This is a genomic window from Algoriphagus sp. SE2 (genome assembly GCF_039563885.1).
Lineage (GTDB): Bacteria > Bacteroidota > Bacteroidia > Cytophagales > Cyclobacteriaceae > Algoriphagus.
In genome coordinates, this window is the sequence record NZ_JBCLWJ010000012.1 from 1 (window position 1) to 15425 (window position 15425).

Below are 15425 nucleotides of genomic sequence, written 5' to 3' on the forward strand. Positions count from 1 at the left end.
TATCGGTTGGTCCCGATAGGTATCGGGATGAAATACATCGGTTAGTATATGGCGAGTTTTAATGCGATATATACATTGTTTTGCGGTGTTTATCGTTAATTTTTAGACTTTGTATAGACGTCTTTTCCGTTTACAGAAATCATATTTCCAGAGGTGTCAGGGACAAGAATCTCTTCGAATTCTAGGTCGAAATATATAACATTCCCATTTTCTAGTAATCCTAGTTCAAACTGCAATCCCATTGATGATATATGTACCTTTCCGTTTTCTTCAAAGATTGATACGGGTCCTTCTCCCCAATCAGCCGAAAGTGTATAATTTCCTATAATATTCTCTCTCTTTTCTTTGGACCATGGGATAACATGTAAACCATTATTTGTCACATAGTCAGCATCAATTTTAATATTGATGCCAATGATCGATGCTATTCCATTAGCAATTCCTGTAGGTTGTACAGAGTCCCAACCAGCATAGCCTAGATTGGTAAGTGTTATTACACTCACATTTTTTTCAAGGACCTTCAAATAATGGGTTCCTGTAATACCAGTATGATCTGCTATTTTTAATCCTCCTAGTTTGGTAATGTTCCAGCCCAATCCATAATTGATGTTTGTGCCATCATTGGTTTTATAATTATCCCAAAGTAATTTTTTACTACTAGTGGAAAGAATTTTATCTGAATTTAATGCAGCATCCCATTTCTGCAGATCTTGAATATTCGAGAAAATCCCATACCAAGACGGTATTTCTATATTATGATAGCGCCTATTATTAATCCATTCACCATCTCTCAAGGTATATCCTCTTGCTTCATTCGGATGGATGGTTCTTTGGTCTACTATATATGTAGAGGACATGCCAGCAGGATCGAAGATGCGTTCTTTCATAAACTTTCTATAGCTACCTGTAATATTGTCTATAACAATACCTAGAAGTGCATAGGCAGGATCACCATATTGGTAAACCTCTCCAGGAGCATGACTTAATTCTTGTGCCACTATAGCATCAATGATAAATTGCTTTGACCAATCGGCAAATTCTGTTCTGACTCTCTTTCCAGTCATTTCATTAATTCCAGCATAATCGTCTGATGCTGTAAGCCCAGATGTGTGTGTTAAAAGATGTTTTAATGTTATCGAAGACCAAGCTTCAGGGCATTGAGGGAAGTGCGTTTTTAATAGATCGTCTATATTGAGTTTTCCATCTTGTTGCAGAAGAAGAATAGCGGAAGCCGTAAATTGTTTTGTTAATGATGCAAGCTCAAATATTGTTTCAGGAACCACCGGTCCATTATTCTGGATATCCGCCTTACCGAATGCTTCAATTGCTAAAAGCGAATCTCGATCAAAAATCCCATAGACCAATCCTGGAATCCTCCGTTTCTCCATTTCATTCCGAACATAATTTTCAATTTCTGGAAGTTTGTCAATAACCCTTTTTTTGTCTAATTCTTGAGTAAATGATGAAATAGAATAGAATAAAGAAATTAGAAATAGTAAATACGCTCGTGATTTCATTTATAGGTTTTTTATACTGCACAACGGTTTTTATATGAGCCGTATTCTTAGGGTTTGGATTATATATGTTGTTGTGCTTTCGTTTGATTTTAATCAGTCACTTTTTTCTAATTTATCTATCTCTTTGTTCACAATATCAATACCTTCCTTTATTGCATTTTCTAAAATTGGCATTTGGAACTGAGTATATGATAAAATGTCTTGTGCAATTTTAATTCTGTCGATAAGTTCAGGTTGCTTTAAAAACGATTCATTGTTAATTGGTCTGCTTACAATTTTATAGCTATTATCGGGCAATTGTATTTGAACACGTTTCCATAACGAATTATGAAGTTGTAACTTATAGTCTTCGTTAGAATGCCTTGCTTCCATCATCTCATAATACGATATAGCACCTGGAAAATCTACTTCGTAAATTTTAATTATTTTTCTTCGCAAGGAATCATTTGAAATCTTATCAAGGCCAACTGATTTTATACCCTCATAACCCCCTTTGTTGTAAACGAATAAATTGCCCCACGTCATTTTATTATATGATTCAAGCAAAACAGTATCAGGATAAGTTTTATTTGAAGCTATCATAGCTAGTAACTCTTGAATTCCCTGTCTTTTTCTTTCTACTCTAGATTTAAAACCATCATAATAATTAACATCTTGCTCTAAAGAACTTTTAATTTCTCTTAGCATTGTAACCTCAAAGCTTCTGTTTAATCGAGTTTGGTTCCAGTTGTTTATTTGCAATGCAACCAAAATCCCTATGACAACAAGTACAATTTCCCCAATGGCGTATTTCAAATACTTTCCGGTTTTTCCTTCCGAAAGTAAATTTTGTCTAATTTTTCTAAAGAATTTTATCATGGGTTATTGGTTGGTCCCGATAGCTACCGGGATGAAGCATGACTTTTTTATTTATACAATTTTATTGAACATATTCCCCAGATTTGGTTGGATATGTACATGTTTGGTTTTTTTTATTTTATAAAAGTTAATCCTAATCAGCTTAAAATCAAATTCTTCCATTTAATTTGAAAGCAGCCGGATCAAGAATAAAATCTCAGTACGGATTGGAGTCATTTCGACCAGAGAGCTTGCCTGCAGAAGGCAGGAAATCGCATTTTTTTAACAGCTAGGATGCAAATGGAACGCAAAGGAAAAAATCGCTGATACACTCTACACTTAGTCAAGTTTGTCGAGGAATTATATCAGGCTAAATAGATTCGAATCCTTGGAATCAGGGAGAAAGTCATTATGCCTAGAGGGGTGGATGGGCCTTCCGAACGAAGTTGGACAAGCCACCCGCAAGGCAACACTTTGTCCATTCTTGACTTCTTCCAATCAGTCCTGCCTGCAGCAGGCAGGCCAAAAAGCAGGCTAAACAAAGAAAAAATGCTAGAAAATGAACTTTTGATTATTCATGGAAGCCATTGTTGTGCCGGCGTGCTTTCTATTTAATGCTATTTAAATATATTTCTAACATTGTATATCCATCTGACGAAATGTTATTTCTATCTTCTGGATTTGATTTATCTAAGTCATTCTTATCTTCCCAATCATCTGGCATACCGTCATGGTCTGTATCAATAGGTGCAGGATAGCTTTTCAGCTCGGGCCAGCCACCAACATCACTAGGTTTATCAATAATACCTTTATTGCCATATTTTGCTGTTCCATTAAGAACATCATCGATAATATCTGCATCTACTTTATCGCGCTTGGGGAAAGAACAACCTGCATGGTCAAGCACAGATTGAAAGGCTTCTTTTGCAGTTTCTTGTTCAATCTTCATCGCTGGCCATGGCTCATTGAGTCTGAACGCTGAACTTGTTTGTGTTACACCCAATAAATTATCTTGAGTAACATTTGGACTTCCCTCAACGAAATTTTCGGAAACCCACCATTTACCAGCATCTGCGTCACCATCACGTGTAGAAGGAGCAACTATAATACTATTCACTTTTGATTCAGTTGCAGGTCCTAACTTGTAATAATTCGCTATCATATTAATGGTAGAATGTTCAATTGGAGGCTTACGTCTATCTCCTACCTGATGGGCTTCACCACCATAGCTACTTGCATATACCCAATTATAGACTACATTATTTCTGTAATCGTTAAATCCGCTGCCAGAAGCCCAACGTGGGTTTCTACTAGAGTTATGTGCAAAAAGATTATGATGCCAAGTGCCATAGTTATTTCCCCATATACCTCCAAATCTATGTTCCTCTGTAGTGCCTTTAGGGCATGCTTCCGCAATAATACACCATTGAACAGTTGTGTTTTCATTATGATAAAGTGTCATGGTTTCGTCAGTACTCCAACTTGCCGAAATATGGTCAAAAATAATATTCTTATGATACCTACCACCTATTCCGTCATTTTCACCCATAGCTGGGTCAAACCTTACTCGAATATACCGAATGATAATATTATCAGCTCCAATTGAAAGGTTTCCTTTAATACATATACCATCTCCAGGTGCTGTTTGACCAGCAATAGTTATACTGTCATTTTTAATACTAAAATTACCTTCTATTGTGCCAGAAATTCGGAAGACAACCGTTCTGGGGCCTTCAGCTTCTAATGCTTCTCGCAGGCTACCTTCACCGCTGTTATCTAAATTGGTTACTTCAAATACTTCTCCACCACGTCCACCAACAGTATATTTACCATATCCTTCGGCTGTAGGGAAAGCTAATTGTTGAGACCTTGCTTGAAACAAAGCAAGCATTGTAATCGCTCCAGTTAAAATTAATTTTCTCATATTTTTATTTCTACAATAATTAGAACACGTTCAGTTTGCATGCGGCACAACTTGTTTATTTATACACCTTTATTAAACATATTCGCCAGATTTGGTTGGATATGTACATGTTTGGTATTGTTATACTTTATAAAAGTTAAACCTAATCAGCTTAAAATCAAATTCTTCCATTTTATTTGAATGAAGCCCTGCAAGGATCAAAATCTCAGTACGGATTGGAGTTATTTCGGCCAAGAAGCTTGCCTGCAGAAGGCAGGGAATCTCAATTCTTTTTAACTGCTAAGCGCGCGAAGGGAACACAAAGGAAATAAAAAAGCGCAGATGCAATCTACACTTAGTGGGGATTTTAAATAAAAACGGATACTGATTTTAATCTGTTTAAGTGATAGGATGATCCTATTAAAATTTGCCTCTTCAATAAAAAAACTGGCAAGGATGTAACTCCCTGCCAGTTTTTTTAATATCAGTTAACTAGTTAAAATGACCGAACCGCACGAACTCTAAGTAGGTCGAGCTTACTGAATGGAAAGTTTTGTGTGTCATTGGTGAAGTCCTGCCACGCAGCGTAGCTTTCATTGACCTCGTAGGAACTCCAATAGGGGTAATCAGGGTATACAGCAAAACCGCCAACATTTCCTAATCCAAGGGCATTTCCTGGTCCAATATTTTCATAAAGTTTGTACAACTCTATTCTGCTGGGTAAATACCAATCGTCATACCCATTTAAATCCAAATCGTAACATATCCTAGCGGCGATGCCTGCTTCTGCACAACCGTTCACTATTGCGTTGGTATTAGCTGCACCAGCACCTATTGCTGAACTTGTACCACCAATTAAAGTTAGCATACAACCCCATGGTGCACCTGTACTTTGGTCACTTGGAGCAGCTATTATGCCGTGGGTTTCACCTGCCACATAGCCCGGGTCACCTTCCTGTAAAATATAGGCAATAATACCGCCCTGGTATGTATCACCTATTTCCAATGGTTCTTCGGCACAAACAGGTATTAAGTCATAGTTTTCGCTAAATGTGATTGGCTTGCCCAATCCCTTCTGTACCACGCTAAAGGCAACTTGGTCGCATCCTGCCCAGCCCTCAGCAAGCGGCACTGTATGGCTGACCGTACTTCCTGAGCTCACGTCTTCGTATACTACTTCATTGCCATCGATAACAACCACAATTGTGGCCTTTGCTTTTGCAGATCCGGCAATGATGGCATAGGTCACTTCCACCACAAAATCCGTTTCCGTGTTGTAGGCTGAGTAGCTTACCGATTTTGTGTTTCGACCAACGTTTAGCGTAGCCATGTCAGTTACAGGATAGTAAATTTCACTTCCCGGTTCAATACAATCAGTTTCACAGGATCCGGCAGCTGCTAACCGCATGTTTGTGTTGAACATATCCGGGCCACCCCCTTCACTAAGGAGGTCTGCAGAGGCGATTTCCTGATCGGGTTGGATGTCATTCATGCTTTCCATTTCACAGGACGCCAAGAATAAAATTGCGAGAAAAGGTAATAGGAGCTTTTTCATTTTGTTCTGGGTTTAAAAGTTGATTTGAAAAGAATAGATAAAATCTACTTACATAAAAATTACGCATTTTTTTAATTTCAAAAAAACAAAAAAATGTAGTTAAACACCTAAAGAAAGTAGTTAATCAACTGAAATTAAATTAGTTAATAAACTAATCTAATTTGATGATGCAAACTATAAGCAGTTTTTCTAATTGAGAGTAAGCTATGGATAAAGCATTATTTTGTCCCATCTTATTTGCCTTATTTTTCATTTTTAAGATAAGTATCGATAAAAATTTTCCGTTGTTTTTTATTGGTTAAAGTAGCTCCTATCATAAAAACATTGACCGGATATGATTTTTTATCAAGCTGAATAAAATTGGAATTATCTGTTGTACTTAACATTGGGGTATTCTGAAAAGATGAACGAATGGTTAAAGAGCCGTGCTGATCATCCTCAGAGTTAAGAATCCATCCTGCCTCAATTTGATCCTCTTTAGCCATTTCTCCAACTACGCGATAAATTCCAGCACCCTCTTCCCTAAGTGGGCTTGCAGTGAATTTAAATGTATTTTCATTACTAAAAGTCACACTTCCTTCCAAGGAATTGTCTATAAAGCGTACATGAACATTGGTTCCAGAGCTATTTCTTAGATCAAAGCTATATGGGTTGATTATAGGGCCTTTAAGCCATTCTGAAATTTCTATATCCCCATTACACACGTAAATGATAGCTTCATCATCTGCTATCAGCAATCCAACATAGGCGTCTATACCTATCAATTTTCCTGCAAATCCTTTTTGACCTTGAATTTCAAAAATGTCTATTTCTGGTGTTTTATTTTCACAGGTAATAAGAAGAAAAATTACTAGGCCAGTTAATATTGACATTATTACATTTTTCATATTTTCTTTGGTTTTGGAATTCTGTCATTTTATGCTGCCCTTTATTTATAGATACACAATAGGCGTCTTTACTTATCTATATTAGCTACCTAGATGCCCCTTTTGGCATGGTTTACTTTATATAAGTTAACGTTTATTTTTTTCAATTTCTATAATTCAAAGGGAGCCTTTTCGACTAGAGAGCCTGTCTGCCGAAGGCGGGAAATCTCAATTTTTTTAACCGCTAAGCGCGCGAAGGGGAAAAAGCGTAAATGTGATCTACGCTTAAGGGGATAAATTAACTATAAGATTAATGAATTTTGGAACTAAAATATTGGTAATTAAAATTCTTATTCTTACATCTTTAGTAGGTTTTATATTTTAATATTCATTTTAACCCTAATTTTTATGGACAACAAAGTTTCCGTTGAGATCTCACAAGCAGATCTCCAAGCAATCAAAGATGCAATTGCCGTTTTAGTGGCCAAACTGGACCCTAATCTTATTTCCCTGACAGTAGAAGAGCGAAGATCGCTCAATAAAATGGGGGAAGCTTCCATACCTTTTGTAGGAAAGGTGATGGATTACCTAGAGACCAATCCCGAGTTGATTTCTCCTTTTAATAAGGTAGATGAAATGGAAAAAGATTGGACATTGATCAACCAGCTGGGTCCTTTGTATAATATTATGAGTCAGATTACCTCCAACTTGGATGATACGCTGATGGAGGCAGGAGCTGAGCTATTAGACCAAGGGAATATTTATTATGCTTCTGTTCAGCAGGCGGTAAAAGCAAATATGCCCAATGCCAAACCAATCTATGATGACCTTCGAGTTCGCTATGAGAAGCGATCCAAACGTAGGGGTGGTGACCCTGCAGCAGCCTGATTAGTTGCTTAACGCTCGAAAGCCGGGACGAAAGTTCCGGCTTTTTGATGTCCAAAAGTTACGGCAATTCCTTTTTTTATCTCAGTTTAGTGTTAAGTACTCTCCCTTCAGTCTTTGAGACATTAATTAATGTGTTGAACACTTTCTGTTGAGTCTTTGAGAGTTTCTTTGTTACCACAAAGGCTCTATTACCCACTTCCATAAATCTATAAAATAGAAAAGCGTATTGCAATCTACGCTTAGTCCAACGCTTATTCTACCCCCAGTGGGGGAGGTCTCACAGAGGTAGTGAAGGACTGAACGTATTGTGAAGAGAAAATTCGTATAGGAATCCCGCACATGCGGGATAACATATACTTAAAAGTAGCGGAAAGGTATCATCGGTGTAAAGAGCGTTATTCCTATGCTTTACTACCTCCGTATACGAGACCCGTACGTACGGTGGTGTGAGAGGCGCACCGTGGGCTTATAGCTCATGGCCGTCTACTCGATTAGCGGCTGCCTTAAATTCCAACATTTATTTTATACCCACTTTTATCAATAACTGCATTAAGGAAATCAACTTTATCATCTTTCAACATATTTCTAATATTGTCCTTGTCAGTGGTTGATGTCCTACAACCGAAAATGACTTCCGTGAGTCTCCCCTTGTAATCTTCAAGTTTATCACCTTCCATTGTAATTAGCCTCCATTCCTTTTCGTATTGCCACTCTAAGCTTTTTGTCCAAAGAATTTTCATCATCCCGTCTTTATGCCAAAGGTTCCCAAAGTCTAGGTCAGGGTAATTTTGTGAATAGTCAACCTTATAAATTCCCGCGCTATTCGTGTCCTCAATTTCAAATCCTAGACACATGCCATAATGATAACTCGAATAATGGGACCACATTAAAAGATTGTCATTTGTTTCAGTGAAGCAAACAACTCCAAAAGCTTCTATTGTTTTTTGAATCCATTGCTTGGCCATCGAAACCATCTCAAAATCCGTCAGTTGATTTAAGTGAGGATTTAAGTCTCTTATTTCCTTAAGTCCCTTAATTGTATTTATATCTTCTTCCGAAGGCGTCCTTAGCTTGAATTCAAATGGATCATTAAAAGTTGTCGGCTTTGCAGACCAGTATTTTTTTGACTCCAGGCTTGAAAGCGAGTACTTGTTTATTGGCTGGTATCTATAAAGCTTTGTCATTAGTTGGAAATCTTTTTACTTAAGGTTGCCGCTAACGTTTTGCATATGGCTTGTGGCGGTTTCGAAGCACTTTCTTGTCCACCGAAACCAAAGCTGGCTAAGGAGTAAAAACCTTGCTGGCAGCCGTTCACCCGCCATAAGCTATATGCTTTGTTGTAAGCAGTTTTTATTCATTCAACCAATTTTTTGAGATACTTAGTATTGAATCTAAATCATCCCCAATGACCCTATTAATTTGACTATCTTTCACATAGCTAAACTTTAGTCCAATCGATTCAAAATCAAGGTTATTTGTCGTGAATGGGTGTTGGAATAACCAATAATTTGCATTTGGGATATTATGCGGAACAACTTTTGAAATAAATGTACCACTCAAATTTTCCAATCTCGGACCTTTCTCATCTAAAAATAGTCCATCTTTTTTTCGAATCCATTTCTCATCGTGGTTATTCGGATCTGTTGACCAGGAAATTGCAATAGAACCCCAAATCGCGTTTTCGATGTCAATTGTACCCGAAGTCCGCATATCAAGTGAATTGACGCATACTATGAAGGGTTTATCTAACTCTCCATATCTTTTCGCTTTTTTGGATATTGACTCCTTTAATGATTCTTCTCCCGCTCCCCAAAATGTTTCTATAGGATACACGTCAATAGGTCTTTTCTTCTTATTTCTGGCTGCAGCTATAACAGGCATAGGCTTTATGATAAGATGAAGTTGATCATCATTGACTTCTATGACTGGAATGGATTCAGTTCCCTTATCTTGGAGTTGGGTCGTGATAACGTCAGGGTCTAACTTCTGAATTTCTCTTTCAACAAACTGTATCAACTTTTTGGTACTGGGTTGGTTATTGCCCTTAATGATCAGAGTATCTATCTGTAACAGAAATCCTTTTGAATCTATTTTGCTAAGACTATCATAAAATTCATTGATCTTACGATCCAACGCTTCCTGTTCATTGGATTTATTCTTTACAATTTTGGCCTCAACATAAATTTCTTGTTCGTTTTTTTGAATAAGAAAATCTGGTCTTTTTGTTGATTTAGGAAGAGTTGGGTGTATTTCTATTTCGAAGCCAAGTTCTTTAAATAATTTATACAGGAATAACTCATAAAAGCAATCATCAAAGTTTTTCACGAAGCTATTTTTCAATTCTTTCTGGTGGTCATTTGGGTATTCTTGGAACCATTCTTCTAAAGTATTCCTGATTATTGAAATGTCGTTACGTGCACTTCTATTATAAAAGTCATAAGGGTTTTCATTGTGATTAGAAGGACCGAGATAGCTTCTATATGTGTCGTCAAATAATCTCAATGTTTTCGTTTTAAATTGCTTACAACTTGTTTATTTATACACCTTTATTAAACATATTCCCCAGATTTGGTTGGATATGTACACTTTTGTTCATCTTTAGGAATCATAGCCTAACTTCATTTTTTCCTCCTAAACATTTCCAGGAAGTTCTTTCGACTAGAGAGCTTGCCTTAGCGTTCAGCAGACAAACTTTACTTTGCTTCCACAACATCAAACACCCTACAACCGAATCGCCCTCGCCACCACCTTGGCCATAATAGCCAATCCTTCGGTATTGGGATGTACCCCATCAGGAAGTAAGTCTTCGTGCCCCATAAATGGAGTATACAGGTCGATTAGTTCAGAGCCTGAGTCCAATGCAATATCGATGATCATCATGCGCTGCTGATTATTCATCACCACTGGGGTGATTCCGAAATTTTCTCGGGTGACAGGAACGGGCATGATCACATAGACTTTGCCATCGGCTGGCATGGTTTCCTTAAACTCGGCAATCATATCCAAATAATCCTTTCTGAACTCGGAGGCGTATTGCCAGTTTTGGGGTTTGGAATCGTTCGTGCCTAGCATGATGATCAGAATGTCCGCTCCAAAATCCTTCACTTGCTGAAACTGGGGTTCGTTCCAATAGGGATAATCCCCTTTTCTTAAAAGCGTTCTTCCACTGACACCGAAATTGCCCACTTCATAGGCATCGCCAAGAATGGCTTGCATCTGTAGCGGCCAGCTGTCAGGATTATCTCTCCCCGGACCTTGGGTGATGCTGTTGCCTACGCAGGCAACCTTGATGGGAGACTGGGCAAGGGAGATTGATACAAACGCTAAAAATGCAAGGATTAATAAATTGAATTTTTTCATCTGTTTAAAATTTGTTTTTTAATGGCCATATGGAATCTCGCAGATTATAATCATACCAGTGTGTGTCGATTACGACATGCTCGATTTCATGTGAATAGGTCTTGGGTTGAAAATTGACTGGTAAAATAGGGAAATGTTTGCTTACTGCCTAGACAAAATCTATCCTCTTAATCCTACTAACTATGGATTTTTGACTAATCAACCTATCTTTAATTTGTGCAATTTCTAGCAAAATTTTATCAGCGAATTACCTGGCTTTCTCTGGATGTGGTTTTGGGAGCCATGGCAGGAATGTTGTTTTTTGCCAGACTTCTTCGGGTAAGTGTCTATTGGGAGGCATATGTCTTACTTGGGTTAGCCGTCTGGTGTATTTATACGGCGGATCATCTGTTGGATTCCAGAAAGCTTCCCTTCGGTTTGTCCGAAGACAGGCATAAATTTCATCGGAATCATTTCAAAGCGCTACTTATTTCAATGGTTATAGTCGGCCTTATAGGTCTCTATGGTGCCATTAGCTTTTTTGGAATAAGCAGGGAGTTATTTCTTGGTGCCGGATTGGGTATTTTGATCTTGGGGATTATGCTGCTGATCCGAAAATTTGTTGCGAAAAACGTGTGGCTCAAAGAACTAAGTTCGGCGGTATTTTATGTGGTAGGAGTTTCCTGGCTTCCTTGGTATCAGGTAAAACCTATTGAATACAGTTGGAATGCAGTGACTATGACACTTGTTTATATGGGATTGGCCTACCTGAATTTGATGATGCTTTCAAACCTGGATTCCGAAAAAGATCGGGAGTATGGGTTTAAATCTATTTCAACTATGCTATCCCCGGGTCAGCATCTAAGAATTATCAACCAATTGGCGATTTTATTGCTTCTTGTTTCAGCTCTTGCCCTTATTTTCTTCCCCTCACTCGAACGGATTTTCCCGGCAATCCTCTTACTGATGGTTTTTGTGCATTACCAGAGCTTTTTCAACTCCAACTTGAATGCAGCACAAAAACGAATGCGAATGGAAGCCGCTTTTATGATTCCTGGCCTGCTCTTACTTTTTTAGACAAAAGCACTGTGTCCTGTAATCGCTCTTCCCACAATTAATGAGTTGATTTCCTTTGTTCCTTCATAGCTATAAACTGCCTCGGCATCTGCTACGAATCTTGCGATATCATGACGAAGCAAGATTCCATTTCCTCCAAATAATTCTCGTGCATGATCTACAATGGATCGCATTCTTAGGGTGCAAAAGACCTTTGCCAAAGAGGCATGTTCGTCTTTTAGAATATCTGAATCCTGCATCTCAGAAAGTCTAAAAACCATGGTTTGCATCGCTGTCAAATCTCCTAGCATAGTGACCAGTAGATCTTGAACTAGCTGAAAAGATGCGATGGGCCTTCCAAACTGCTTTCGTTCGTTGGTGTATGCCAAAGATAATTCATAGGCTCCCCTGGCACATCCTACGGCTTGCCAAGCTACACCCGCTCGGGTCATTCTTAGGACTTTTGCCGTATCTCTAAAAGAATTCGCTTCCTGTAAGCGGTCAACTTCAGGAACCTCACATTTTGTCAAAGTGATTAACGCATTTTGAACGGTACGTAGGGCCATTTTATCTTCCAGTTTTTCGGCCAAGAATCCGGGATTATCTTTCCTTACAATAAAGCCTTTGACTTGCTGATCATCTAGATCTCTTGCCCAGATAATGGTGATATCCGAAAAAGTAGCATTCCCTATCCATTTTTTCTGCCCATTTAAAACCCACATATCTCCCTCTCTTTTGCAAGTTGTGGTCAATCCACCTGCTACCCCTGAACCGACCTCGGGTTCTGTTAGACCGAATGCGCCTATTTTCTCCAGCTTTTGCATGGAAGGCAACCACTGTTTTTTTTGTTCTTCTGATCCGCAGAGATAAATAGAACCCATTGCCAATCCACTTTGTACACCAAAAAAAGTAGAGGTTGAGGTGTCAATTCTTGACATTTCCATGGCTATGAATCCTTCCAGCAAAGCGGAATGTCCGGGGCATCCATATCCTTGGTAGGTGAGGCCTGCAATATCCAACTCAGCCATCTTGGGAATAATCTGCATCGGAAACTCTCCCCGATTCCAATAGTCGTTGGCAATGGGTTTGATTTCCCGTTCCATAAATTCCCGTACCCGCAACTGGATTTCCCGCTCATGCTGAGGAAGGCTTTTTCCAAGCTCATAAAAATCCCCATTGACAGGTGGAATCGTTTTTGGTTTACTTCCTCCCTTCAGCATCCCCATCATTTTTGAAAGATCTTCTTCACTCATTTTAGAGACAAGGTTTACCATTTTTGGTAGGTCTACTTTTTGGGATAATTTTGAAATCTGGTCTAAATCCACATTGGATAAGATCTGTCGAAGACCTGATAGAGATTTAAATATATTTTTCATCTGCTTATGATTGTTTTTTTATGGTCATATGGAATCTCGCATGTATTTTGATCCTCTCAAAGCTTCTCATTGCCATGCTCGATTTCATAAAAAGTATTTTGGGTTTTGACTAAGTTACATTTTCTTTTTGATGAAAGACAGCTATCAACTAATTGCCCCTTATTACAATCTACTGACTAAGTTGGTGTTTGGAAAGCACCTGAGGGAGGCAAAGACCTGCTTTATTTCTTCTTTAAAAAGTAAGAAAATTCTCATAATTGGTGGTGGAGATGGGTTGGATTATCAGGAAATCCAATCAGACCTGACCGGAGAATACTGGGAGTTATCCAGTTCAATGTTAGAGTTAGCGAAAGGAAATCTTCAAAAAAGTGAGCTGCATTTCTATTTAGGGGATTTTCAGCGTAAGGAGGACATGCTTTTTGATGAGGTTTGGTTTCACTTCGTATTGGATACTATGAGCGATGAAGAAATTGAAGGGATGTTGAATGAAATTAAAGCTGTATTAACCGATAAAGGCAGGCTTTACTTCGTGGATTTTTTTCAACCGGTTACTACTAAACAAAAACTCCTAAACCAGGTCATGATTAAATTCTTCAGGCTTTTCGCCTCCCATAAAAGAGAGGATATTCCCGATTATGAAATAATTCTGAAAAAGAATGGTTGGACTTTTATAGAAGGAAAAGGCTTTTTGAAAGGCTGGGTGAAGGCCCAACTATGGGCTAAAATAGATTAGTTACTGGCTTTCGCTTTTTCGATGATTTTAGAAATCATATCATCGTAATATTTACCATTTCCCGGACCGTACCAATTCATCTCCCGCACCTCATGGAACTTCCGGTCATAATATTCATCTGGGGTGATATAGCCCATATAGCCTCCGTTGAATGTGGTAATGATCAAGTTTAACCCCAATGAAGTCGCATGATCTTCCCATTTTTTAAAAAACACTCCAGAAATTTCGCCACTTGATGCAATCATCAGTGTATTCCCGACTAGCGTAAGATCAAAGTGTACATTGGTTTCTCCCAAAAGATAATTGAAAAGCCAAGGACGAAGCCTGAGATTATCTGAAACCCTCAGATGTGGCTCCCGCAATGCTATGGGTAATGTTCCTATTTCTATTCTGGGACGATCGATAGTGGAAGAATCTGTGATTTTTATCTGCATGACTGAATCCAAGTCATTTGCATACTTCTCCACCAATTCGGGTGTATTTCCTGATGCCAGAGGTCTGTGACTTCCAACTGTACCTGCAGCAAATAAGGCGAAATCATACTCCCCCTCCTCCATATCCTGCATTAAGTAATAGGGATAATCGCCAGAAAGCCCCATAAATTTGGAACTCAAAATAGTAGCGTGGGCTGAATAGGTGAAAAATGTAGCTTTCTCTCCATTGTTCTTTGTAAAAATTAATTGACGAATTGAAGGCTCAATAGGATCATCTTTAATAAAGCGGTTGGAGACATATTCCCCTGCATCGATTTTCCTATAGGCAATAGTTACCGTGTCTTTTGATGATATTGCTTGAGATAAGGCTGCAATGGATTTATCAGAAATAAGACGAACTGTTTCCTCATTATATCCTCCAAATGCTATTTCTCCCAAAGGACCGGGCATGTATCCCCCCATTCCAGCGTGTGTATGGGTTGCTGTAAAAATCACCTGATCAACAGGAAGATTCTGATTTTTGATAGCAGCTTTAACTTCCGCTGCTAAATGAGGATGGACGATTAGTAGCTCATAGCTAAGCCAGGCAATTGTTGTTTTACCGTTGCTTAGAGTTAGTGCTTTGACATAGCTGCTATCCTGCACGAATTCATAGTTGCCTCGGGGAGCGTATCCTACCAATTCCACTGGATCAGCGGGGGTCATATTTGCTTTTCCCCAGCCTGCCATCCAAATTTCAGTTTCTGATCCCTGAAATTGTAGCTGCTCGATCGCATTCATGGTTTTTACATAAAAGTCTTGATCCTGAATCGGAGATCGATCTACCGAGGTCAATGTAATTGACCCAAGCAAAAAAATAAAAAGGAAAACCCCAAAGAGGATTTTCCCAAATTTGTACGCCAGCTTTTTTATTGACATCAA

At 38.6% G+C, this 15425-nt stretch carries 13 protein-coding genes; 3 read left to right on the forward strand and 10 right to left on the reverse strand.

From position 1 onward, the window contains the following. Positions 1–95: 95 nt before the first annotated feature. From AAGF08_RS14110 to AAGF08_RS14130, 5 genes are all read right to left on the reverse strand, one after another. Positions 96–1517 (reverse strand): serine hydrolase domain-containing protein, encoded by a 1422-nt coding sequence (locus AAGF08_RS14110; protein ID WP_343511888.1) that lies wholly within the window; start codon positions 1515–1517, stop codon positions 96–98. A 93-nt stretch (positions 1518–1610) separates the two neighbouring features. Then, a complete protein-coding gene (locus AAGF08_RS14115) occupies positions 1611–2375 on the reverse strand; it encodes a DUF6090 family protein (RefSeq protein WP_343511889.1) in 765 nt (254 codons plus the stop codon). A gap of 586 nt (positions 2376–2961) precedes the next feature. Beyond that, positions 2962–4245 (reverse strand): pectate lyase, encoded by a 1284-nt coding sequence (locus AAGF08_RS14120; protein ID WP_343511890.1) that lies wholly within the window; start codon positions 4243–4245, stop codon positions 2962–2964. Between the two features lie 508 nt (positions 4246–4753). Then, positions 4754–5812: a hypothetical protein gene (locus tag AAGF08_RS14125; RefSeq protein WP_343511891.1), complete on the reverse strand. Its 1059-nt coding sequence runs from the start codon at positions 5810–5812 to the stop codon at positions 4754–4756. Positions 5813–6054: 242 nt separating this feature from the next. Then, positions 6055–6699 (reverse strand): hypothetical protein, encoded by a 645-nt coding sequence (locus AAGF08_RS14130; RefSeq protein WP_343511892.1) that lies wholly within the window; start codon positions 6697–6699, stop codon positions 6055–6057. A 387-nt stretch (positions 6700–7086) separates the two neighbouring features. On the opposite strand from AAGF08_RS14130, the gene AAGF08_RS14135 reads away from it, so the two are divergent. After that, positions 7087–7566, forward strand: a complete 480-nt coding sequence (locus tag AAGF08_RS14135) for a hypothetical protein (protein WP_343511893.1) — start codon at positions 7087–7089, stop codon at positions 7564–7566. A gap of 503 nt (positions 7567–8069) precedes the next feature. On the opposite strand, the gene AAGF08_RS14140 is transcribed toward AAGF08_RS14135, so the two are convergent. The 3 genes from AAGF08_RS14140 to AAGF08_RS14150 all read right to left on the reverse strand — a co-directional run bounded on the left by AAGF08_RS14140 (position 8070) and on the right by AAGF08_RS14150 (position 10926). Further along, positions 8070–8750 carry a DUF2971 domain-containing protein gene (locus AAGF08_RS14140; protein WP_343511895.1) on the reverse strand — a complete coding sequence of 227 codons (681 nt, stop codon included), beginning with the start codon at positions 8748–8750 and terminating at the stop codon, positions 8070–8072. A 166-nt stretch (positions 8751–8916) separates the two neighbouring features. After that, complete coding sequence (locus AAGF08_RS14145; RefSeq protein ID WP_343511896.1) at positions 8917–10068, reverse strand: hypothetical protein; 1152 nt, start codon at positions 10066–10068, stop codon at positions 8917–8919. 219 nt (positions 10069–10287) lie between these two features. Continuing rightward, positions 10288–10926 carry a GDSL-type esterase/lipase family protein gene (locus AAGF08_RS14150; RefSeq protein WP_343511897.1) on the reverse strand — a complete coding sequence of 213 codons (639 nt, stop codon included), beginning with the start codon at positions 10924–10926 and terminating at the stop codon, positions 10288–10290. Positions 10927–11142: 216 nt separating this feature from the next. On the opposite strand from AAGF08_RS14150, the gene AAGF08_RS14155 reads away from it, so the two are divergent. Further along, positions 11143–11982, forward strand: a complete 840-nt coding sequence (locus tag AAGF08_RS14155; RefSeq protein ID WP_343511898.1) for a hypothetical protein — start codon at positions 11143–11145, stop codon at positions 11980–11982. On the opposite strand, the gene AAGF08_RS14160 is transcribed toward AAGF08_RS14155, so the two are convergent. After that, positions 11979–13337: an acyl-CoA dehydrogenase family protein gene (locus AAGF08_RS14160; RefSeq protein WP_343511899.1), complete on the reverse strand. Its 1359-nt coding sequence runs from the start codon at positions 13335–13337 to the stop codon at positions 11979–11981. The two genes, AAGF08_RS14155 and AAGF08_RS14160, sit on opposite strands and share 4 nt — an antisense overlap. A 130-nt stretch (positions 13338–13467) precedes the next feature. On the opposite strand from AAGF08_RS14160, the gene AAGF08_RS14165 reads away from it, so the two are divergent. Beyond that, positions 13468–14070: a methyltransferase domain-containing protein gene (locus AAGF08_RS14165; RefSeq protein WP_343511900.1), complete on the forward strand. Its 603-nt coding sequence runs from the start codon at positions 13468–13470 to the stop codon at positions 14068–14070. Here the strand turns inward: AAGF08_RS14165 and AAGF08_RS14170 are convergent. Continuing rightward, positions 14067–15422 carry a neutral/alkaline non-lysosomal ceramidase N-terminal domain-containing protein gene (locus tag AAGF08_RS14170; RefSeq protein WP_343511901.1) on the reverse strand — a complete coding sequence of 452 codons (1356 nt, stop codon included), beginning with the start codon at positions 15420–15422 and terminating at the stop codon, positions 14067–14069. The genes AAGF08_RS14165 and AAGF08_RS14170 overlap by 4 nt on opposite strands. Positions 15423–15425: the final 3 nt, after the last annotated feature.

What these genes read in the sequence shown, in the direction of transcription:
- AAGF08_RS14125 (WP_343511891.1), bottom strand. Translation starts at nt 5,812, where the DNA reads ATGAAAAAGCTCCTATTACCTTTTCTCGCAATTTTATTCTTGGCGTCC.
- AAGF08_RS14115 (WP_343511889.1), bottom strand. Translation starts at nt 2,375, where the DNA reads ATGATAAAATTCTTTAGAAAAATTAGACAAAATTTACTTTCGGAAGGA.
- AAGF08_RS14110 (WP_343511888.1), bottom strand. Translation starts at nt 1,517, where the DNA reads ATGAAATCACGAGCGTATTTACTATTTCTAATTTCTTTATTCTATTCT.
- AAGF08_RS14130 (WP_343511892.1), bottom strand. Translation starts at nt 6,699, where the DNA reads ATGAAAAATGTAATAATGTCAATATTAACTGGCCTAGTAATTTTTCTT.
- AAGF08_RS14135 (WP_343511893.1), top strand. Translation starts at nt 7,087, where the DNA reads ATGGACAACAAAGTTTCCGTTGAGATCTCACAAGCAGATCTCCAAGCA.
- AAGF08_RS14165 (WP_343511900.1), top strand. Translation starts at nt 13,468, where the DNA reads ATGAAAGACAGCTATCAACTAATTGCCCCTTATTACAATCTACTGACT.
- AAGF08_RS14170 (WP_343511901.1), bottom strand. Translation starts at nt 15,422, where the DNA reads ATGTCAATAAAAAAGCTGGCGTACAAATTTGGGAAAATCCTCTTTGGG.
- AAGF08_RS14150 (WP_343511897.1), bottom strand. Translation starts at nt 10,926, where the DNA reads ATGAAAAAATTCAATTTATTAATCCTTGCATTTTTAGCGTTTGTATCA.
- AAGF08_RS14140 (WP_343511895.1), bottom strand. Translation starts at nt 8,750, where the DNA reads ATGACAAAGCTTTATAGATACCAGCCAATAAACAAGTACTCGCTTTCA.
- AAGF08_RS14120 (WP_343511890.1), bottom strand. Translation starts at nt 4,245, where the DNA reads ATGCTTGCTTTGTTTCAAGCAAGGTCTCAACAATTAGCTTTCCCTACA.
- AAGF08_RS14160 (WP_343511899.1), bottom strand. Translation starts at nt 13,337, where the DNA reads ATGAAAAATATATTTAAATCTCTATCAGGTCTTCGACAGATCTTATCC.